Origin of the sequence: Hymenobacter sp. 5516J-16, assembly GCF_022919335.1 — a bacterium.
Lineage (GTDB): Bacteria > Bacteroidota > Bacteroidia > Cytophagales > Hymenobacteraceae > Hymenobacter > Hymenobacter sublimis.
In genome coordinates this window covers 1,791,434-1,812,627 of record NZ_CP095058.1, presented here as the reverse complement: position 1 = coordinate 1,812,627, position 21,194 = coordinate 1,791,434, and the positions used below count along the sequence as shown (strand labels likewise).

Below are 21,194 nucleotides of genomic sequence, written 5' to 3'. Positions count from 1 at the left end.
CGGTTTGGAAACGAGGAAACCTAACCCCAACACGACAGACCTCGGCAAAGGTCCGCGCTACTGAAACGTCAGGAGACGCAAAAATATCACACGCGCAGCGTGTTGTAGTCTCCTAGGCTCAAATCATTGGGCGTGCTGGCGACGGTAGCGTGGCTGCCCACCATGGAATTGGTCAGGTTGGCGTGCAGCACCGTGGCCGACTGCTGCACGATGGAGTTAGAAACGATGGACGCGCGTACGTTGGTATGGTTGCCTAAGGAAACGTGCGGACCTACCACCGAATCGGTAATGATAACCCCTTCGCCGATGTACACGGGCGGAATCAGGACGGAATTGGTCACTTGAGCGGATTCCGACACTAGGTTCTCGCCGCGCTCCTGCAGGTACTCCAAGTAACGCTGGTTGGTAAATACGGTAGCATCCTTATTGCCGCAGTCCAGCCACTCGGTTACGCGGCCAGGTACGAAGGAGGTACCTTTATTCTTCATGTTCTCCAGGGCGTTGGTGAGCTGGTACTCGCCTTTGTCCTTGATGTCGTTGTCGAGCAAGTACTGCAGCTCGTTCTTCAGGTATTCGCCGTCCTTGAAGTAGTAGATGCCAATAATGGCCAGGTCGGAAACAAACTCCTGGGGTTTTTCCACGAAGTCGGTAATCTGGCCCTGCTCGTTGAGCTTTACTACCCCGAACGGCTTGGGGTCGTCTACGCGCTGCACCCAAATGGTACCCTCGGCGGAGGAGTCCAGAATAAAGTCGGCTTTAAACAGCGTATCGGCGAAGGCTACCACTACCGGGCCATCAAGGGCCGACTGAGCGCAGAGAATGGCGTGGGCCGTACCCAGGGGCTCGTCTTGGTAATGAATAGTGCCCTTGGCGCCTACTGATTCAGCAATCTGCACGAGGCTTTTCTCCACCTCCGCGCCAAAGCGCCCGATAATAAAGGCTACTTCCTCAACCTGCTCGCCGCATACTTTGGCAATGTCTTCCACCAGGCGCTGCACAATGGGCTTGCCGGCAATCGGAATCAGGGGCTTAGGAACAGTAAGCGTGTGGGGGCGCATGCGCTTCCCCATACCAGCCATCGGGACGATGATTTTCATACGGGTGTGGTATTAGAAAGGTAAAAGTTGAGTAAAGAGTGATACTAGCCTAAAGCAGGTACTGTGTACGTAAGGATGGGCTACTGGTGCGCCACTACTGCACGCCGGTGCTACCATAGCCGCCCGCGCCGCGTGCCGTATCGCTGAGCACCTCAACGGGCTGCCACGCTACGGTTTCGTGGCGAGCTACCACCAACTGAGCAATACGCTCCCCGTCCTGCACCACGAACTCCTGGTCGGAGAGGTTTACGAGCAGCACCTTCAGCTCGCCGCGGTAGTCTGCGTCGATGGTGCCTGGGCTGTTCACCAGGCCAATACCGTGTTTGTACGCCAGCCCGCTGCGGGGCCGCACCTGCATTTCATAGCCCACCGGAATTTCCAAGAAAAGGCCAGTGGGAACAAGGGCGCGTTGCAGGGGCTTCAACGTAACGGGCTCGGTGAGGTTGGCCCGCACATCCATGCCGGCGGCGTGGGCCGTTTGGTACTCCGGCAGCGGATGCTTGGATGTATTGATAACGGAAATCAGCATGAAGCAAAGGAGCACAGGCACTTGCTCGCGCCAAAGGTAGAAGGAGGAACAGAGGTTACCGCACGAGCTTGGCGGATTACAAGGAATTTGTGGATGATTCCGATGCGAAATTTCCCGGTGAAACGGTTCAAGCTAGCGTTATTTCACGGGTTTCAAGGCGGAAGACTGCTAAATTCAGAGGGCGCGCAAGCGGCGGCCCTCCACCAGGGCAATCAGGCCCACAAAACCCAGCGTCAGTAGGGCGTGGAAGGCGTAGCGGGGCCAGCCGGCCGCCACGGGCAGCCACCAGCTCAGGGCCACAACGCCCACGGCCAGCGCCAGCCACACCAGCAGACGGGCAATGGGGTAGGGGACGGGGAAGTGCCGCTCGCCCAGCCACCAGCACAGGGCCGCCATTAGGAAGTAACAGGCCAGGGTAGCCAGGGCCGAGCCCATGTAGCCCAGCAGCGGAATCAGCAGGAAGTTGAGGACTACCGTTACCACTGCCCCCGCAAAGCCAATATAGGTGCCGTAGTAGGTTTTGTCGGTGAGCTTAAACCACACGGAGAGGTTCCAGTACACGCCCAGAAACAAGTAAGCTAGCAACAGTACCGGCACTACCGCCAAGCCTTGCAAGTATTCGGGCCGGCGCAGGAATATTTGGGCTACGATGTCTACGTTCACGCTCACGCCCACAAACAGCATGGTGCAGCAGAGCGTAAACCACTTCAGCACCAGGGCAAACGTGTAAGGCGAGTTCTTTTCGTTGCTCTGGGCAAAGAAAAACGGCTCGGCTGCGTACTTGAACGCCTGAATAACCAGGCTCATCAGCACGCTGATTTTGTAGCAGGCCCCGTAAATGCCCACGGCTGCCAGGTTGCTTTGGCCGGGGTAGAAGTTTTCCGGTAGCCACCTGGGCAGAATAACCCGGTCTAGCATCTCATTTACCATACCCGCTACCCCCATGAGCATGATGGGGTAGGCGTACTGCAGCAGGGGCCGCAGGGGCTCTAGGTTCAGGCGGAAGCGGAAATCCAGCAATTCCCGGCCCAGTAGCAGCAGCGTAAAGGCCGAAGCGGCCAAGTTGGCCAGGAACACGTAGCCTACCCCCAGGGTGGGGTTGTACACGCTTTCGACCAGGGGGCGCAAGCTCGTTAGGTACTTGCCGGCCAGTACATCGGGGCAGAGCACGATGAAAAACAGGTTCAGCCCGATGTTGAGTAGGATGCTGGCCAGTCGAATGCCGGCAAACTTGCGGGCCTTGTTTTCCAGCCGTAGCCGGGCAAACGGAATGGCTGCCACGGCATCGAGCCCGAGAATAATGGCAATCCAGACGGCGTACTGCTCGTGGCCGGCCGGCAGGCTCAGCAAGCTCATCAGGGGCCGGGCCAGCAGGGCCACTACTCCACTTAGCAGTACACTGGTCAGCACCAGCAAGGTCATGACCCGGTCGTAGAGTTCCTGCCGGTCGGTGCCGGGCCGGTTGGCAAAGCGGAAGTAGGTAGTTTCCATGCCGTAGGTAAACAGCACGTTCAGAAACGAAACGTAGGCGTACAGCCCAGTTACGATGCCGTATTCCGCCGCCGCAAACCGCCCGGTGTACACCCGCACTAGCAAAAACGTCAGCACGCGCCCCACAATGCTACTCAGGCCGTACACGGCCGTTTGCGAAGCCAGTCGCTTGGCTATACTCATCTAATAGAAAGGTAAATTCAAGGGAAACGGGAAGTGGAGCGGGCAGGAAAAGGCCGGGGCGGCCACTGCCTGCACGGTCAATGACTACCCCGGTCCCGTAAAATCAGCATAAAAAATTGCTAGGCCGCTACGGATGGTAGCGTGCTACTACTTGCCGGTAAAACTGGCTGGCCGCTTTTCCAGGAAGGCCGAAGTGCCCTCCCGAAAATCAGCCGAATCAAAGCAGCGGGCAAAGGCGTCGGCCTCACTCTGGTAGCCTTGGCGGTCCTTATCGTAATAGGCATTCACGCAGTCCAGGCACAGCCCTACGGCCAGTGGCGCCTTGGTCAGGATGCGGCCGAGCAGTTGCTTGGTAAAGCTCAGCAGCTCCGCCTGGGGCACTACGTGGTTAACTAACCCCAGGCGCAGCGCCTCGTCGGCCTTAATCATGTCGGCCGTCAGGAGCAGCTCAATGGCTTTGCCCTTGCCAATAAGTTGGGTTAGGCGCTGGGTACCACCATAGCCGGGTACCAAGCCTAAGTTCACTTCGGGCTGACCGAAACGAGCGTTTTCTGAGGCAACGCGCATGTGGCAGGCCATAGCCAACTCACAGCCCCCGCCCAAGGCAAACCCGTTTACAGCCGCAATAACTGGCTTTGGGCTCTCCTCCAGCAGACGGAAAGCCTCCTGGCCCTGTATGGCCGCCCGGCGCCCTGAAACCTCATCAAGTTGGGTAAGCTCCGCAATATCGGCACCCGCCACAAACGACTTCTCTCCGCTACCCGTCAGAATGATGCCGCGCACGGCGGCATCGTTGAGGGCCTGCTGAGCTGCCGCCCGAATTTCTTCGATGGTAGCAGCATTCAGGGCATTAAGCTTGTCGGGGCGGTTAATGGTAATAGTCAGGATGCCGGTTTCGGCTTCGAGGTGGTAGAGCAGGTTGGTGAAAGTCATAGTAAAAGAGGCGAGTGGGCACAATGGACGGGTAAAGATAGGATGAATTACGGCGCGGCTGGACTGCCACGTTACCCTGCTGGCTACCTCTCGTTAGTGCTCGATACCTGGTTTCGGGCCGTGAAAACCGCGGCTACCAGGAGCCGCTGCAGGGCATGTTTACCAAAAATAACCACGTCAAAGAGTTATATAATTAAAAACATATATTTACCCCAAATGTTGCTTCTCCTTCACTTCCAAATACTTCCATTGTATGAGCTTTGTATCCGAATTCAAAGAATTCATTTCCAAGGGCAATGTCCTTGACTTGGCAGTTGGAGTTATCATCGGTGGGACCTTTGGCAATATTGTAAAATCGCTCACGGACGACGTGCTCATGCCCTTGCTGTCCATTCTAACGGGCGGGCTTGATTTCAAGGACTGGTTTCTGGCCCTTGACGGCACGAGCTACAAAACGCTGGAGGAAGCCAAGAAAGCGGGGGCCGCAACCGTTAACTACGGACTATTCCTAAATGCTATTATCGTGTTTCTGCTGATGGCCTTTGCCATTTTCTGGTTAGTAAAAATCGCCAATCGTTTCAAACGGCCTCAGCAGGTAGTGGTAGCCGACCCAGGACCAACCAAGGAGCAGCAACTTCTCATGGACATCCGAGACGCCCTGCGCAGCCGCCCAGAAGCAGGTGCTTCTGACCAAGGTGTAGGCCGCGTTGGTCGGTAGGTAGCATAGTGCCACCGAGTTGCGGCATGAGAAGTGGACTATACTGACTAGGTTTGCCTTGGTTGTGCGGGTTGCAGCCGAAAGCGTGGCCCAGGCTTTCCCATTTGGCTCAAGACTTGCTTTAGACTCCGCGGCCACGATCGAAGAAATGTGTTTGCGTCGGGGGCGAAGCAGACCCAGCTAAACGGCTGATTTGTAAGTTTCAGCTTGCTTTGAACTAACTTTACCACGCACCCGTTGGGCGCAACACCAGGCTGTACTACTGCCATAGCGCAGGCAGTTATTACACCGGTTCCTTCCACCTCACTTGTCCATGAAAAAGCTGTTTTTTGCCTTTATTGTAGCCACCGTTGGGGTAGTAGCAACGCCGGCTGCCAAGGCCCAAAGTACTGCCAGCGCCGCTTACTCAGGCCAGACCCAGCGGGGTAGCGAGCAGGGGTTGCGCAAAAAGCGCAAGACCTCAGCTACTGATATTGCCCGCATGCAGCAGCGCATGAGCATGAACCCCGATGAAGCCAAGCGCGACCAGCAGCTGGAGATTCTGGAGGCCCGCTCGGGCATGAGCACCGCTAACACCAGCTTCGGGCGTGCTTCGGGTCCTGCCCGGCAGTTTGAGAAAGGTGCCGGTGGTTTTACCGTGCGCAAGTTCAAGGATAACCGAGTAGGCACAGCCCGTCAGAAGCGAGGACAAACCCGGGCTGCGGGCTTCGTTGACCCCAAAGGCAAACCACTGACGCACAAGAAAAAGAAGCGCTTTCTCTTCTTTTAACCTTCAGAAGTATGAGACAAGAAAAAGCCGTGCTGTAGCTATAGCACGGCTTTTTCTTGTTTAGTATAGTAGCAAAACTAGTGGCGTGCCCGGGCTAGTGCCGGCCACCGGATGGAGTAGAAAGCAGAGTACACGGGTATGGTAGCTGGTCGTACCAATGTAGAGTCAGTAGGCTTTGGCAGCATAGCTGAATTACGACCGGCGAGCGACTCAGAAAACGGCGAGGGCGCTACCCTACCAGGGGCATACGGTACCAATTGACGAGCTATCAGCAGCTGTCCGCAGCAGGTTAGCCCCGCAACTACTGTAGCAAAAAGTAAAATACGCTTCATACGAACGGATTATAACGCTAAACGAAGCCTTCCCAACAAAGACGCAAAAGCTAACCGGGTGGTTGCCAGGCTGAAAAGCCTGACCCTGGAATTCCTACCTCTAACGGTCGATTCCTACTTTATTTTCCCTGTTGACTGGTCTCTCACTCCTACTCCAAACCACTTCCTCACTTCTCAACGCCACTTTCTACCTGCTTTGCCACTCATCACCGTCTACCAAGGATTAAGGCTTAATAGCCTGTGTTTCTGTTGGTTTTGTGTATAAGTCTAATCGAAGGTAGGAAGTGAGTTCTGATTTTTAAAATCAAATAAATTTTGTGAAACTAAGAAGAGGCAGAACAGCAGTGCTCCTTATACAGAAAAAGCCCCAACCTATGCAGGCTGGGGCTTTTTCTGTATAAGTAAAACGTCTTCTTTACAGGGTACGCTTCACTTCTTTTTCTTCGAATCCTTCAATGTTGTCTCCTTCGCGGAGGTCATTGTAGCCTTTCAGCGAGATACCGCACTCGTACCCCTGGCGTACTTCCGACACATCGTCTTTGTAGCGCTTGAGGTCCTGGATTTCGCCCGAGTATACCACAATACCGTCGCGGACCAGCCGCACTTTGGTTTTGCGGGTAAAGGTGCCGTCCGTTACCATACAGCCGGCAATAGTGCCCACCTTGGTAATGTTGAACACCTGACGAACTTCGGCGTTGGCTACTACCACCTCCTGCACCGTTGGGGCCAGCATGCCTTCCATGGCATCCTTCACCTCATTGATGGCATTGTAGATAATAGAGTAGAGGCGGATGTCAATCTGCTCCTGCTCAGCCAGCTTACGCGCGCTCTGCGAAGGACGCACCTGGAAGCCAATGATGATGGCGTCGGAGGCCGAAGCCAGCAGTACGTCGGACTCGGAAATGGCACCCACGCCCTTGCTAAGGATGTTCACCGCTACTTCCGGCGTACTCAGCTTGAGCAGGGAGTCGGCCAGTGCTTCCACCGAGCCGTCCACGTCGCCTTTCACCAGCACGTTGAGTTCCTTGAACGAGCCAATTGCCAGACGACGACCGATTTCATCCAGGGTAATGTGCTTCTTGGTGCGCATGGTCTGCTCGCGGGTCAGCTGCTGACGCTGGGTAGCCAGTTCCCGGGCTTCACGCTCGGTTTCCATCACCTGAATCTTGTCACCAGCCTGTGGAGCACCCGTTAGGCCAAGCACCTGAACCGGGGTAGCCGGGCCCGCCTGCTTCATCTTCTTGCCGCGGTGGTCCGTCATGGCCTTTACGCGGCCGTAGTGCGGGCCAGCCAGCACAATGTCGCCTACATTCATGGTACCGGTTTGTACCAGAATAGTCGTTACGTAACCACGTCCTTTGTCAAGAGAGGCTTCGATAACAGTGCCAATAGCGTTGCGGTCCGGGTTAGCCGTCAGCTCCAGAATTTCGGCTTCCAGCAGCACCTTTTCCAGCAGATCATCAATGCCAAGGCCTGTTTTGGCCGATACTTCCTGGGACTGGTACTTACCGCCCCATTCTTCTACCAGCACGTTGATGGCCGACAGTTCTTCCCGCACTTTGTCGGGGTTAGCACCGGGCTTGTCAATCTTGTTTAGCGCAATAACAATCGGTACGCCGGCTGCTTGTGCGTGGTTGATGGCTTCCTTGGTCTGGGGCATCACCGAGTCGTCGGCCGCTACCACAATAATGGCAATGTCCGTCACTTTGGCACCCCGGGCACGCATGGCGGTAAACGCTTCGTGACCTGGCGTATCCAGGAAGGTCACCCGCTTGCCCGACTTGGTCATTACGTCGTAGGCACCGATGTGCTGGGTGATACCGCCCGCTTCACCTTTCGCTACGCTGGCGTTCCGGATGTAGTCAAGCAAGGATGTCTTACCGTGGTCAACGTGACCCATGATGGTCACGATGGGAGCCCGCGGCTGCAGATCCTCCGGTGCATCCTCAATATCGATGGTCGTTTCCTCTTCCTCGGCGCTCAGGAATTCTACGTCGTAGCCAAATTCATCCGCAATAACGGTAATGGCTTCGGCGTCGAGGCGCTGGTTGATGGAAACGAACATGCCCATGTTCAGGCACACCTTAATTACTTCATTCACCGACACGTCCATGAATGACGCTAGGTCGTTAGCCGAAATAAACTCGGTTACTTTCAGCGTCTTGGCGTCCAGTTCGTTTTGAGCGCGCAGGGCCTCACGGTCCTCCGCCGCCATGTTCCGCTTATCGCGGCGGTACTTGGCGCGGTTCTGCTGCTGACCACCACGGCCGCCGCTGAGCTTGGCCAGCGTGGCCTTGATCTGTTCCTGAATCTGCTTGTCGTTTTGCTCGGGCGTAAGCGCCGGCGCCGGCTGACGGGTGTTGCTACCCTGACCGCCGGGACGATTACCGCCACCTTGCTGACCAGGACGGGCGTTGCCACCCTGACCACCGGGGCGGTTGCCGCCACCTTGTTGGCCGGGGCCTCCACCAGGGCGGTTACCACCCTGCTGACCGGGGCCACTTGGGGTAGTTTGCTGACCAGGAGCACCAGGGCCTCCCATCGGGATGCGCTGACGTTTCTTCTTGTCGGGGCTGATACCGCTCTTGCGTACGTCCGAGGACGCCACAGGACGGGCTCCACGACCACCGCCACCGCGCCGGGAAGAATCTAGGGGTAACTCAATTTTACCGAGAACGGTCAGGCCTTTCAGCTGATCCGCTTTAGCAACGATAGTCCCTTCCTCCGTAGCTGCGGCGTCTGGAGCAGCTGGTTGAGCTGCGGCCGCGGCCGGAGTAGCGGGAGTTGTTGCCGGAGCGGGTTGAGGGGCCTCGGGAGCTTTAGAAGCCGGAGCAGCAGCTACGGGAGCAGCCGGTTGGACTACGGGTGCGGCTGGCTGCGGAGTGGGCTTGGGTGCCTCTGCTACCGGAGCAGCCGGCGCTGGCTTTACCTCCGGCTGAGGCGCAGTTACCGGTGCCGAAGCAGGCTGAGGAGCCTCGGGCGCTTTAGGGGCCGGAACGGCCGCTGCGGGAGCCGGCTCCGGGGCCGGAGTAGGCTGCGCCGCTGGGGCAACTGGGGCGGCTGGCCGGGGCGGCACGGGCCGGCCCTTGGCATCAAGCTCAATTTTACCCAGCACTTTTAGGCCCGGAGCTCGGCTTGCCTCCGGTGCGGGGGCAGCTGCTGGCGGCGGAGTGGGGGTAGCGAGTTTGGGAGCCTCAGCTGCCGGAGCGGGCTGGGGCGCTGGGGCGGCCGGCTTGGGAGCCGGCGCAGCGGGGGCAGGGGCTGGTTTGGGGGCGGCAGCTTCCGCCGCACGCGCCTGGGCCGCCGAAGCTGCCGCGGCGTCTAGCTCCGTCTGGCGCTTGGCCTGGCTGAGCTTTGCGGCCTCCATCTTATCCTGCGCCGACGACTCAAACGCCTTTTCGAGCAGGGATACCTGCTCCGACGATAGCTTGGTCGTAGGTTTGTTTTCGATGATGTGCCCTTTTCCCGCCAGAAAATCTACAATCGTAGAAAGTCCAACGTTCAGGTCTTTGGCCGCCTGATTCAGCCGTTTGGTTGCTGCTTCCGCCATTCTATGCTCGCGAACGATACTCTTATTCAGTTGCAAAGGTACTATATTAAATCTTGCCGGGCGGGGTCAAAATCAAACCACCCGGCTTGATTATTTAACCCCCTTGCCGTACCGGCCGCCGCGCACTCATTGCGCGCCGCCGGAATTTTGTGCTTCTTCCTCTTGGCTGTCGCTTTCGTTGTCCTCGAACTCGTTGCGGATGACACGGAAGAGCTCCTCAACGGTTTCCTCTTCTAGCTCCGTCCGACGGACGATGTCTTCTTTGCTGACTGCCAATACGGCGCGGCCGGTGTCGAGGCCGATTTTCTTCAGCTCATCGAGAATCCAGCCTTCAATCTCATCCTGGAACTCGTCCAGAGCGATGTCTTCTTCAAAATCACCGGCATCCCGGAACACGTCGATTTCCATGCCTACCAGCCGGGAAGCCAGCTTGATGTTGGCGCCACCGCGGCCAATGGCCAGTGATACCTGGTCTGGCTTTAGGAACACCGAAACCCGTCCAGTTTGTTCGTTGATCTTCATCGACGTCAACTTAGCCGGCGACAGGGCCCGGGCAATGTAGAGCTCCAGGTTGTCGGTATAGTTAATGATGTCGATGTTTTCGTTTTCCAGCTCCCGCACCACAGCGTGGATGCGGGAACCCTTCATACCTACGCAGGCACCTACCGGGTCAATCCGGTCGTCGTAGCTTTCTACAGCTACCTTGGCCCGCTCACCGGGCTCACGCACGATGTTCTTGATGGTGATAAGGCCATCGAAGATTTCGGGTACTTCCTGCTCCATCAGGCGCTCCAGGAAAGCTGGCGCGGCCCGGGAGAGGATAATTTTGGGTGTGCCGTTGAGCACGTCTACGCGGTGTACCACGGCCCGGATGGTGTCGCCCTTGCGGTAGCGGTCCTTCGGGATTTGCTCACCCTTGGGCAGTACTAGCTCGTTTTCGTCTTTGTCCAGAATGAGGGCTTCGCGGCCCCATACCTGGTAGACTTCGCCTACCACTACCTCGCCTACCTGATCTTTGTAGGCCTGGTACAGGTTGTCGCGCTCCAGGTCCTTCACGCGCTGAATCAGCGTTTGGCGGGCCATAAGCACGGCGCGGCGGCCGAAATCTTCCAGCTTAATTTCCTCGGCTACCGATTCGCCTACCTCATAGTCGGGCTCGATCTTCTGGGCCTCGGCCAGCGGAATTTTGTCCAGGTCCCAGATATCCTCGGAGTTATCGTCCACGATTTCGCGGTTCCGATAGATTTCCAGGTCGCCCTTGTCCACGTTCAGGATGACGTCGAAGTTCGAGTCATCGTCGTACTTCTTGCGAATCATCGTGCGGAACACTTCCTCCAGGATGCTCATCATCGTGGGACGGTCGATGTTTTTCGACCGGGCGAATTCGGCAAACGATTCAATCAGGACGTTGCTGTTCATACTGATGTTAATTGGGGGTTGTTAGCGGTTGGTTGTGAGTTGCGGGGTTGTCCAGAGGCAACGGCGGCCTGGCAACTGACAATTGGTTACTGACAACTGCTCTTTCTTATTTAAACGAAATAACCACTTTCGCTTCCTGAATGCTGGCGAACGGCACCAAGGCGGCGGGGAGGGTTTTCTTTTTGCTTTTCTCTTTGACTACCTCCGCCAGCTGAATGCCTTCAGCTTCTACGGCTTCCAGAATACCGCTTTTCTCGGTGCCATCGGTGAGCTTCAGGCTGAGGCTGCGGCCCACGTGGCGGGTGTACTGGCGGGCGTCGCGCAGGGGCTGGTCGGCGCCGGGCGAGGTTACTTCCAGGGTGTAGCTGGCATCTTCGCCGTACTCCTCATCTACGCGGCGAGCAAGGCGGCGGCTGATCTGGGCACACTCATCAATGCCCACGCCCTGCTCCCCGTCGAGGGTGACGGTAACTTTGGGGCGAATGGCATCCGAGACGGTCAGGTCCACCACGAACAGGCTCCCGTCGGTGGGCAGGCTGTCCTGCAGCATCTCCGACAGGCGGGCACGGTCAAGTTTCATAGGCGAGGCACCGGGTGATAAAAGAAAGAGGGGACTGTCCGTCCCCTCTGTCGTGTTGTAGTTTGCAGGTGCAAAGATAATACAATTTCAAGCTGAAAACAAGGTCTATCTGCCCCTTAGCGCTGAACCGTAACCCAGCCTTTAATGCTCCGGCCGTCGGCGTCTTTCAGGTGGTAGTAGTAAGTGCCATCAGGCAGGTTGTCGGCGCGCCAATCGTTGCGGTAGTTGTCGGTTTCGTAAAGCTTGGTGCCCCAGCGGCTGAATACCCGCAAGGTGGCCGGGCGGCAGCTAAAGCGCGGGATAAACGTCTCGTTCTTGGTGTCGTGGTTGGGGGTGATGATGTTGGGCACGAATACGTCGCCGACGATGACCGGAACGAAGCTGGTTTCCACGGTGCAGTTGGCGTAGCGGGCCGTGAGCTTGACGGTATAAGTGCCAGCCGCCGTGTACAGATGGCTGGGTTTCTCCTCCCGGCTGATGGGGCTACCGTCGCCAAAATCCCACTCGTAGCTGCCGCCGGTCAGCACCGGCTCGAAGGTGCACGTAAAGGGCGCCAGACCGGTGTACTGCGGAAAGTTGGTGCACTCCGGCACGCTCAGCGGGAAATTGACGGTGGGCGAAGGAGCCAGCACTACCTGCCGGGTAGCTGAGGCCGCGCAGCCATTCTCCGTGACGGTATAGCGCAACGTGAAGATGCCGCCGCGCAGCTTGGTATCGGGCGGGGTAAAGCGGCCGTCGGGCGTGACGCCGGGGCCGCTCCAAGTGCCGCCCGTGGGGGTAGCGCCCGTCAGGGTCAGCGTCTGGGTTTCGTAGGCACACAGGGTGAGGTTGGGGCCGGCCGTAGGAGTTGGCAGCGGGTTTACCGTTATTACCCGGCTGGCCGTGCCGCAACCCAGGGAGTCAGAGTAGGAATAAGTGAGGGTGTGGGTGCCAGCGCCCGCCTGCTGCGGGTTAAATACGTTGCCGGCCAAGCCTCTGGTGGAACTCCAGGTGCCCCGGCAGGGGTAGTCTGCAGGGTAACCGCGGCCCCATCAGCGCACAGCGCAGGTACCGGCGCAATGGCAACAGTCTGGTTTGGCGTTACAATCATGCGCAGGGGGCGGGTGCTTTGGCAGACGCCCGTGGTTGTGACGGTGTACTGTAGTACGTTGCGCCCCACCAGAGCTGCCGTGGGCTGAAACTGGTAGGAGCCGTTCGGTAACCGCGTCACGCCGGGGCCGCTCCAGGTGCCGCCGGCTGGCTGCCCGCCCAGTGTTACCGGGCCATTGTTCACGCAGACGTACTGGGTAGGGCCGGGGTCAGCTACGGTAATGCCGAAGTCGATTTTGAAAGCTGCGTTGTTGCAGTTGGTGCTACCGTTTACAGTGGAAAAGTAACTGGCGCTGGGCGGTACCGGAAAGCCTTGGGTGCTCCGGCAGCTGGCACACACGGCCTGGTACACCATGCCGCGCTTGTCGAAGCGGGAAGTACCGCCATCCACATGCTCGCCGGAGCCCCCGGTTTCGCCGTAGAACGTGGCGTACTCAATCGTGCGCAAGCCTGCCCCAAACTGCACCAGGTAGAAGTCGGAGCCATCGGAGGTACGTTGGATGGCATTGGCCGTTACGGGCAGCTGGGCCATGTAGGAAATGCCGAAGCTGCGGTTGGTGTTGCCGCCCCAGCCGCACACGTACACTCGCTCACAGTCGTCGACCAAGAACGCCGTAGGCGACAGATCGTGCGCCAGCGGGCGGCCGCTGCCAAAGGCCGTGGAGTAGAGGCCGGTTCTTAGGTCGGGGGTGAGCTTCTGAATAAACTGTTGCCCCCGGCCACGCCGTACAGGCCACTGGTGAGTGGGTACTGGCCCTGGGTTTGCCCCAGCACGTACACGTTATTACTACCGTCTAGCTGCACGAAATAGGCCAGGTCGTTGGCGCTGGTGCCCAGCAAGGTAGCTGCCTGCAAGGTATTGGCCGTAGTCGGAAAACGGGCCACGAAACCGTTGGTGCCGCCCGGATTGGCGGTCAGAAAGGCGCCGGTGGTGGTCGGAAAATCGGTGCTGGTACTGCTGCCGGCCACGTATACCCGCTGATCGGTGCTGAGCTGGATGGAGCAGGCAGTTTCAACGGCTGAGCCGCCCAGCAGTGTGCTCCAGAGAACGGTGCTTAAGTTGGCGCTGAGCTTGGCAACGACGGCATCTGCGGCGCCTTGACGGATACTCTGGCCACCGCTGGTTGCCGGAAAGTCGGCGCTTTGCGTGGTAGAAGCTAGGTACACGTTGTTGGCCCCGTCCGTGATGATGTCGCCCCGGAAAGCGTCGCCGTAGTTGTTAACGATGCCTGGGTTAAGCGTTAACCCATCGTTGCCACTGCCGCCGAGGTAGGTAGAGGCTACCAGCGCATTGCCCTGGGAATTCAGAATAGAGATAACCAAGTCAGAGCCATTGGCATAGCGCGTGACGCCATTAACGCCGCTGCTCAACGGATCAATGGCAACGCCCCCATTGAAGCTACGGTCGTAGGCAGTCTGCGAAACGGGGTAGGTGAGGGAACTGGTGCTGCCCAGAATCACTAGCTGGTCGCTGCCATTCACTACTAGGCTGTGCGGCGCATCGGCCGCTTCTCCGCCTAAATAAGTGGCGTATAAGCGGGCCGCGCTACCCTTTACCGTAGTGTTGTACTTGATGATGGCCATGTCCATGGCGGCCGAAAACGACTGGTCGAAGGCGCCCAGGGAGGTAGGGAAGCCAGGCCCAAATGCCACGCCGCCGGAGTACATGTTGCCTTGCGCATCGTAAGTAGCCGTGAAGCCCCAGTTATCGGCTTTGGAGCCGGTGTAAGACGAGAAAACCACCGTTGGGTCAATGACCAGCGGCTTGCGCGCGTCATAAGCACCCAGGCGGAAGCCCACCACGCCGTTCTGTAGCTCGTAGTGGCAGCTTATCAGGTGGCGCTGGCCGTCGGGGCCTTCCTGCCAGGCCTGCGGCGCCTGTTCTACTACCTCGCCCACGGAGGTATGAATGCGCAGCACGCCTTCGGTCAGTTCAACCCGCTCCGGGCCCTGGTAGCGCAGGCGAATACGGCTCGGCTTGGCTCCAGGCGCCACCGTAAAGTCGTATTCCAGGTGCTGATTGGCATTCTCGTAGAGTCGGACTCCAATGCCAGGATACACGTTGGTGTAAGTTGCTTCCCGAAAACCAGGCACCTGGCTGGCCCAGTGGCTCGGGTCGTTGCCAAGGTAGTAGTTGCGCACCTCGCCGGTCGGCTGGCCACCCTGAATAGTAGCGTGGCTGTTACCGCCCTCAAACGTAACGGAGTAGGCATGGCTGCGCAGCCGGGTAACGGTAGCCTCGGGGGTATGCTCATGGGCCGCCCGGAGGGCGGCCGCGTCGGCAAGGGTGTAGGTAAAGCCCGTGGTGGTTAGGAATAGCCGGCCGGCCGGCAGCTCGGCCATGTAGCGGGCCCGAGCATCCCACTGCCCGCGGTTTTCCACAAACTCCAGACTGGGCTCCGGCACCGGCGAAGCAAACCGGGCCTGCGGGCCGGGAGGAACGGCCGCCTGAACAGCGTGAAGGAAGGCTAATAAGAAGATAATGAGGGTAGTAAGTCTGGTCATCGGCAGGAAGTAATCAGGAAAGGAAAGGTACGCAAAGCCGCGCCAAAACCATGCCGCGCCGAGTAGCGCCAGCTTGGGCGGAACTCCTACCTTTGCCCCTGATCCTGTTGTTTGGAAAAAGGTTGCCCGTGCGTCGTTCGTTTGCCTTTGCGTGTACCGTGTTGCTGATGTTGTGGGTGCTGGCAGCCATTGCCTGCGCCCAGATTCCGGCTTACACCTTCTGGCCGGCCATCTTCGGGGCCCTCACGCTACCCGTAGCCCTGGCGCTTAATGTGCTGGCGGGCATGTACTGGCTGCTGCGGCGTTGGCCGGTGGCCCTGCTGCCGTTGGGGCTGGCTGTGCTTACCTGGCCTCATTTTCAGCGCGGGCTGGCAGTGCATCCGTTCCGGGTAGCTCCGGCGGCCGCCGCCCAAACTGGTCAGGTGGTGAAGGTGCTGTCGGCCAACGTGCGCATTTTCAACGTGTACCCGCAGCTACGCGACGCCGGCCTAAAGTCCTCCCGGGAAATGGTGCGCTGGGTAGCCGAAAACCCCGCCGATATTCTGTGCCTGCAGGAATTCTACAATGAGCCCGTGGGTACCCGCTCCCGCGACGGTAACGTGTTCCGCACCGTCGATATAATCGGGCGACAAGCCGGGCGGCAGGTGTTCCTCTCCAAAACCTTGACCAACAGCGCCGGCGCCGAGTTCGGCATGGCCATTTTTAGCCGCTTCCCTATTGTTAATAAAGGCACCATCAGCTTCGGCAAACTGACCCAAAACCACGCCATGTGGGCTGACATCCGGTTGCCTTCCCACGACACCATCCGGGTGTATAGCTTCCATCTGCAGAGCATGAGCATGGAAGAAAAAGACATTGTGGACAGCTACTCCAGCAAGGCCGGCCTCAAGCAAAAAGGACTGGGGCTGCTGCGGCGCTTTAAGCGCGGGGCTGTGGCCCGGCACTGGCAAGTAGACACGCTGGTGCGCCGCTTCGAGCGGTGCCGCTACCCCATGCTGCTCTGCGCCGACCTCAACGACGTGCCCTATAGCTACAGCTACGACCAACTGGCTGACCATTTCCAGAACGCCTGGGCCAGCGTGGGCAACGGCGTCGGTAGCACCTACAACGGCCGCCTACCCTTCGTGCGCATCGATAACCAGTTTGCCAGCCCGCAGTGGACCGTGGACGACTACTGGGTGCACTACGAAATTCCGTATTCCGACCACTTTCCCAGCACCGCCACTTACCGGCTAACTCAGGACCAAACAGCCCAATAACTTTTATACCAGAAACAGGTCAGTATAAACTACCCAGGGAACTTTATAAACTACCGAGCCGGCACTTTGTACTGTTTGAGCGGCTGTTTGTGCTTAGTTGCGGAGATTTTGCGGCTGAAAGCAGCTATTTAATGCGGTTAGCTGTTAGTATGGGCCACCATCAGACGGAGCCTAAGCATACGGGTTACAAAATCTGCGCAATCCTCTTACTCTGCAAAATCTGCGGTTACTTTTGCACTCATGCAGCCACCCCTCTCGCTCTACAACACGCTTACCCGCCGCAAAGCCCCGTTTCAGCCCTTGCACGCACCTTTTGTGGGCGTGTATCTCTGCGGACCAACCGTTTATAGTGAGGCCCACGTAGGCAACGCCCGCGGCCCGGTGGTGTTCGATGTGCTGACGCGCTACCTGCGCTACCTGGGCTACACCGTGCGCTACGTGCGCAACATCACCGACGTAGGCCACCTGGAAGGCGACGCCGACGAGGGCGAGGATAAAATCAGCAAGCGGGCCCGCGCCCAGCAGCTGGAGCCCATGCAAGTGGCCGAGCAGTACACCAACCTCTACCAGGGTCACATGGAGGCCTTGGGCTGCTTACCGCCCGACATCACGCCCCGGGCCAGTGGCCACATCATCGAGCAGATTGAGATGATTCAGCAAATCATCAAGAATGGCTTCGGCTACGAGGTCAACGGCTCGGTGTACTTTGATGTGCCAGCTTATAACGCCGCCGGCCGCGGCTACGGCAAGCTCTCGAACCGGGTGGTAGAGGAGCTGCTGGCTGGCTCCCGCGACAACCTCGCCGGCCAGGACGAAAAGCGCAGCCCCCTAGATTTTGCCCTTTGGAAGCGGGCCGATGAGCGCCACCTCATGCGCTGGCCCTCGCCCTTCGGGGAGGCGCCCGGCGAGGGTTTCCCGGGCTGGCATCTGGAGTGCTCGGCCATGAGCCGCAAGTACCTCGGCGCTGAATTCGATATTCACGGCGGCGGCCTAGACTTGATGTTCCCCCACCACGAGTGCGAAATTGCCCAGAGCCAGGCCTGCAACCACCCCACCAACGAGGCCCAAGTGTGGATGCACAACAACATGATTACCGTGAACGGGGCCAAAATGAGCAAGTCGCTGGGTAATTTCATTACCATCAGCCAGCTGTTTGAAGGCACCAACAATACGCTCAGCCAGGCATATTCTCCCATGACGGTGCGCTTCTTCCTGCTGCAGGCCCACTACCGCAGCACCGTTGATATTACCGACGAGGGGTTGCAGGCGGCCCGCAAGGGCTACCGCAAGCTCATGAACGGCCTGCGCCTGCTGGAAAAGCTGGTGCTGCCCGCAGGCACCGCACCGGCCACCGACACCACCGCGGCCGACGCCGAGCTAGGCAAGCTCACCCAGGACTGCTTCGCCGGCCTCAACGACGACCTAAACACGGCCCGCACCATTGCTAGCCTGTTCAACCTGCTACGCAAGCTCAACGGGTACGCCGCCAACCTGGCTACCCTGGCGCAGGTGGGCAATGAAGCGCTAACTGCCGCCGTTACTACCTTCCGGACGCTGGTGCAAGACGTGCTGGGCCTGCGGGACGAGCCCGCGCCAACGTGGAGGACCTGCTGGGCCTGACCCTGAATTTCTACGCCAACGCCAAGCAAAGCGCCGCCAAAGCCCGCGAGGAAGGCAACGCCGACGAAGCCACCAAGCACTACGGCGAAATTGATCGGATCCGCACGGCCCTCAAAGACCAGGGCATTGTGGTAAAGGACACGAAAGCCGGCGTCGATTGGGCGTATAGCGAAGAGTAAACCGACCCGGTTGAACGTCAGGCAGAGGCGCCGCCGAAGCATCTCGCTCGAATCGTTAGGTAGTAACGCCAACGTCAGCCGAGCAGGATTCCTCGCGGGGCCCGGAATGGCGGTTACCATCACAACATCAGCACGCGAGATGCTTCGGCGGCGCCTCTGCCTGACGTTCTTTCTACTTTGTACTTGTTGTATATGAACCTTCTCTCTCGTCTTGCACCGGCTTCGCTGGTGGCCCTGTTGCTACTCACGGCTTGTCCGGCCAAAAAGGACACTGCCGAAACCGAAAACAACGCGGCCAGCCAGCCAGCTTTGCCGAAGGCTCCGGCTTTCAACCCCGACTCGGCCTACGCTTACACGGCCAAGCAGGTAGCCTTCGGGCCGCGCGTGCCTAATACCAAGGCCCACGTGCAAACCGGCGACTGGATAATTGGGCAATTCAAGGCGGCGGGCCTGACGGTAAAGGAGCAGCCCTTTGAGGCCATGGCTTTCGATGGGAAGATGCTGAAGTCGCGCAACATCATTGCCCAGTATATGCCCCAGGCCCCGCGCCGCATTGCCATTTTCACCCACTGGGATACCCGTCCCTTCGCCGATAAAGACAAGGAGCAGAAAAATGCGCCTCTCGATGGGGCTTCCGACGGGCCAGTGGGGTAGGTATTGCCCTGGAAATGGCCCGCGTATTGTCCCAGCAGAAGGATGCCGCCGCGCCCGGCGTTGGGGTCGATTTTATCTTGTTTGACTCCGAGGACTACGGCTACGATGGTAGCACCCAGGGCGAGAAAAAGAACCTGCTGCCTCCGGGTCAGGAAAGCTGGTGCCTGGGCTCCCAGCACTGGGCCAAGAATATGGTACCCACCAACTACAAGCCCAACTACGGCATACTGCTGGACATGGTGGGTGCCAAAAACGGCCGCTTCAGCCGCGAGGACCTCAGCCGCCAACAGGCCCGCGACGTGGTGGATAAAGTTTGGAATACAGCCGCCCAGCTCGGCTACTCCGACTACTTCCTGTTCAGCGACAGTCCGGGCATCACCGACGACCACGTATTCACCAATCAGGCCGGCGTGCGCACCATCGACATCATCGATTTCCTGCCCAACGGGGAGTTTCAGCCTTACCACCACACCACCCAGGACAACATGAGCATCATTGACAAGCGGACGCTCAAGGCCGTGGGCCAAACCTTGCTGACGACCATTTACGCCGAGTAAGAAGTCTGTTTGAACTTCCTAGAAAGCCCTGGCAACATAGTGTGTCAGGGCTTTTTTTATGAAGGTCGATTACGTTCTAAACTAAACCTGTTCCAGTAAGCAGCTTATAGTATACCACGGTAGCGTGCAGCTCCCCATCGGCGCCGCGGGCGAAGGCCGGAATGGCGCCGGCCGCTACATAGCCCAGCCCCTGATACAGTAGTTCCGACCCCGCGCCTTGCAGCGTGTCCAATACCAGTGTGGTGCGGTGCTGCTGACGGGCCAGCCCTTCCACGGCCTGCATGAGCTGGCGGCCGATGCCCCGCCGCTGGGCCCAGGTAGGAACCAGCAGCTTGGCTACCTCGGCGCGGTGCGTGGCATTGGCCTTGGTGGCCAGGTGCAGCTGCACCGTACCAACCAGTTCACCACCCTCTTCCGCAACCAGCAGCAGAACCCTACCCGACGACAGCGCAACCCCGATTTCCTGCCAATACTCCCGGGCTTCTTCCGCTGCTAAGGGTGGCAGGAACCCCACGGAAGCGCCCGAATCAACGGCATCCTGGAGCAGCGCAACTAAGCCGTTGAGGTAGGAGGGAAACTCAGCAACTTCTAGAGGTCGGATGTTGATAGGCATGACGGGTAATGGTAGGTTACACGTATTCCAGTCGGGCGCCGGCAGCCTCCACGGTCAAGCGGGCGGGGCGGCCGCAGATGAGGGCCACGTTCTGGGGCTCGTGGCCGACTGGGAAGCCGTGCGCAATAGGAAAGCCGTACTTGCCGGCGTAGTGCTGAATGATTTCGTTGGGCGTCTGGCCGTAGGGCACGGCGTTATCCTGGGGGTTGGTGAAGTGGCCTACCAGCAGGCCGGCCAGGTGCTGGAGCTTGCCCGTGCGGTCCAGGTGCACCAGCATTCGGTCGATGGAATACAGGTACTCGTCAATATCCTCCAGAAACAGAATGCGGCCCGCAGTGGGGCAGTCGGAGGCGGTGCCGGTGAGGGTTTGCAACATGCTCAGGTTGCCCCCGATTAGCTCGCCGGTGGCCGTGCCGAGCTGATTGAGCGGGTGGGCCGGAATGGTATAGCGCGTTTCCTCCCCAAACAGCGCCCGGCGCAGACTTTCCACCGATTCCTGCCCGCCTTCCTGGTGGAAAAAAATCGGCATTACCCCATGAATGCTCTGGTGCCCGAGCTTTAGTAGGTGGCAATTAAGCGTCGTAATGTCAGAGAAGCCGGCCACCCATTTCGGGTCATGGGCGAAGCGGGAAAAATCGAGACCATCAATGATGCGCGGGGTGCCGTAGCCGCCCCGGGCGCACAGAATAGCCCGGATGCTGGGGTCGTCGAGCTGCTGCTGAAAATCCTGGCGGCGTACTTCATCCTCGCCCCCAAACTGGTGGTGGGCCACGTTGGTGCTAGCGCCCAGCACTACCCGCAGCCCCCAGCTTTCGAGGGTAGCAACGGCCGCCGCTAGTTCCTCGTGAGACGCTTTGCGGGCAGGACAAACAATGGCGACCTGGTCGCCGGAGCGAAGTGGAGCGGGAGCGGTAGTAGGCATGAGACAAGCAAGTCAGTAGCCGCAAACCTAAGCAAACGGGCCGTAGCGCGAAACGGGAGTTGCGTCCTGCCGCGCGGTTTATGCCACCTACAGCGGTTTTCAAGTTATTGCATGGGTAGCGCGGCCGGACCCCTCCCCGTCCCCTCCCCGATAGGGAGGGGCGCCAGACGAAGAGCTAGTGGCTAACAACTAACA

At 58.8% G+C, this 21,194-nt stretch carries 17 protein-coding genes and 1 pseudogene; 6 read left to right on the top strand and 12 right to left on the bottom strand.

The annotated features are described in order from the left end of the window. Positions 1 to 86 precede the first annotated feature (86 nt). The 4 genes from MUN84_RS08920 to MUN84_RS08905 form a co-directional block, all read right to left on the bottom strand. Positions 87 to 1,097: a sugar phosphate nucleotidyltransferase gene (locus MUN84_RS08920; RefSeq protein ID WP_244697611.1), complete on the bottom strand. Its 1,011-nt coding sequence runs from the start codon at positions 1,095 to 1,097 to the stop codon at positions 87 to 89. Positions 1,098 to 1,191: 94 nt separating this feature from the next. Beyond that, positions 1,192 to 1,626 carry a dUTP diphosphatase gene (gene dut, locus MUN84_RS08915; RefSeq protein WP_244697609.1) on the bottom strand — a complete coding sequence of 145 codons (435 nt, stop codon included), beginning with the start codon at positions 1,624 to 1,626 and terminating at the stop codon, positions 1,192 to 1,194. A 174-nt stretch (positions 1,627 to 1,800) separates the two neighbouring features. Beyond that, positions 1,801 to 3,300 carry a polysaccharide biosynthesis C-terminal domain-containing protein gene (locus MUN84_RS08910; protein WP_244697607.1) on the bottom strand — a complete coding sequence of 500 codons (1,500 nt, stop codon included), beginning with the start codon at positions 3,298 to 3,300 and terminating at the stop codon, positions 1,801 to 1,803. Between the two features lie 147 nt (positions 3,301 to 3,447). Then, positions 3,448 to 4,233, bottom strand: a complete 786-nt coding sequence (locus tag MUN84_RS08905; protein ID WP_244697605.1) for an enoyl-CoA hydratase/isomerase family protein — start codon at positions 4,231 to 4,233, stop codon at positions 3,448 to 3,450. Between the two features lie 253 nt (positions 4,234 to 4,486). On the opposite strand from MUN84_RS08905, the gene mscL reads away from it, so the two are divergent. Together mscL and MUN84_RS08895 are read left to right on the top strand one after the other, a co-directional pair. Beyond that, positions 4,487 to 4,951 (top strand): large conductance mechanosensitive channel protein MscL, encoded by a 465-nt coding sequence (gene mscL / locus MUN84_RS08900; protein WP_244697603.1) that lies wholly within the window; start codon positions 4,487 to 4,489, stop codon positions 4,949 to 4,951. 313 nt (positions 4,952 to 5,264) lie between these two features. Beyond that, positions 5,265 to 5,720 (top strand): hypothetical protein, encoded by a 456-nt coding sequence (locus tag MUN84_RS08895; RefSeq protein WP_244697601.1) that lies wholly within the window; start codon positions 5,265 to 5,267, stop codon positions 5,718 to 5,720. A gap of 747 nt (positions 5,721 to 6,467) precedes the next feature. Here MUN84_RS08895 and infB read toward each other — a convergent pair. The 6 genes from infB to MUN84_RS08865 form a co-directional block, all read right to left on the bottom strand. Beyond that, positions 6,468 to 9,602 (bottom strand): translation initiation factor IF-2, encoded by a 3,135-nt coding sequence (gene infB / locus MUN84_RS08890; RefSeq protein ID WP_244697599.1) that lies wholly within the window; start codon positions 9,600 to 9,602, stop codon positions 6,468 to 6,470. A gap of 126 nt (positions 9,603 to 9,728) precedes the next feature. Then, on the bottom strand, positions 9,729 to 11,021 hold the full coding sequence (nusA, locus tag MUN84_RS08885) for a transcription termination factor NusA (RefSeq protein ID WP_188555910.1): 1,293 nt from the start codon (positions 11,019 to 11,021) through the stop codon (positions 9,729 to 9,731). 106 nt (positions 11,022 to 11,127) lie between these two features. Further along, complete coding sequence (rimP, locus tag MUN84_RS08880; protein WP_244697597.1) at positions 11,128 to 11,601, bottom strand: ribosome maturation factor RimP; 474 nt, start codon at positions 11,599 to 11,601, stop codon at positions 11,128 to 11,130. 116 nt (positions 11,602 to 11,717) lie between these two features. Continuing rightward, positions 11,718 to 12,572, bottom strand: coding sequence for a gliding motility-associated C-terminal domain-containing protein (locus MUN84_RS08875; RefSeq protein WP_244697595.1), 855 nt, complete (start codon positions 12,570 to 12,572; stop codon positions 11,718 to 11,720). Further along, a complete protein-coding gene (locus MUN84_RS08870) occupies positions 12,470 to 13,297 on the bottom strand; it encodes a hypothetical protein (RefSeq protein WP_244697594.1) in 828 nt (275 codons plus the stop codon). Before MUN84_RS08870 ends, MUN84_RS08875 begins: the two co-directional genes overlap by 103 nt. Positions 13,298 to 13,368: 71 nt before the next feature. After that, positions 13,369 to 15,195, bottom strand: coding sequence for a hypothetical protein (locus MUN84_RS08865; RefSeq protein WP_244697593.1), 1,827 nt, complete (start codon positions 15,193 to 15,195; stop codon positions 13,369 to 13,371). A 128-nt stretch (positions 15,196 to 15,323) separates the two neighbouring features. On the opposite strand from MUN84_RS08865, the gene MUN84_RS08860 reads away from it, so the two are divergent. The 4 genes and pseudogenes from MUN84_RS08860 (at position 15,324) to MUN84_RS08845 (ending at position 19,464) form a co-directional block, all read left to right on the top strand. Beyond that, the gene (locus MUN84_RS08860) at positions 15,324 to 16,454 is read left to right on the top strand and encodes an endonuclease/exonuclease/phosphatase family protein (RefSeq protein WP_244697592.1); all 1,131 of its coding nucleotides are present in this window, start codon (positions 15,324 to 15,326) and stop codon (positions 16,452 to 16,454) included. Positions 16,455 to 16,694: 240 nt separating this feature from the next. Further along, a pseudogene (cysS, locus tag MUN84_RS08855) lies at positions 16,695 to 18,253 on the top strand (cysteine--tRNA ligase). Positions 18,254 to 18,445: 192 nt separating this feature from the next. Continuing rightward, a complete protein-coding gene (locus MUN84_RS08850; RefSeq protein WP_244697591.1) occupies positions 18,446 to 18,907 on the top strand; it encodes a hypothetical protein in 462 nt (153 codons plus the stop codon). 14 nt (positions 18,908 to 18,921) lie between these two features. After that, positions 18,922 to 19,464 carry a M28 family peptidase gene (locus MUN84_RS08845; protein ID WP_244697590.1) on the top strand — a complete coding sequence of 181 codons (543 nt, stop codon included), beginning with the start codon at positions 18,922 to 18,924 and terminating at the stop codon, positions 19,462 to 19,464. 76 nt (positions 19,465 to 19,540) lie between these two features. Here the strand turns inward: MUN84_RS08845 and MUN84_RS08840 are convergent, their stop codons facing one another. Continuing rightward, positions 19,541 to 20,077 carry a GNAT family N-acetyltransferase gene (locus MUN84_RS08840; protein WP_244697585.1) on the bottom strand — a complete coding sequence of 179 codons (537 nt, stop codon included), beginning with the start codon at positions 20,075 to 20,077 and terminating at the stop codon, positions 19,541 to 19,543. A gap of 16 nt (positions 20,078 to 20,093) precedes the next feature. Then, positions 20,094 to 20,999: an LD-carboxypeptidase gene (locus tag MUN84_RS08835; RefSeq protein WP_244697583.1), complete on the bottom strand. Its 906-nt coding sequence runs from the start codon at positions 20,997 to 20,999 to the stop codon at positions 20,094 to 20,096. Positions 21,000 to 21,194: the final 195 nt, after the last annotated feature.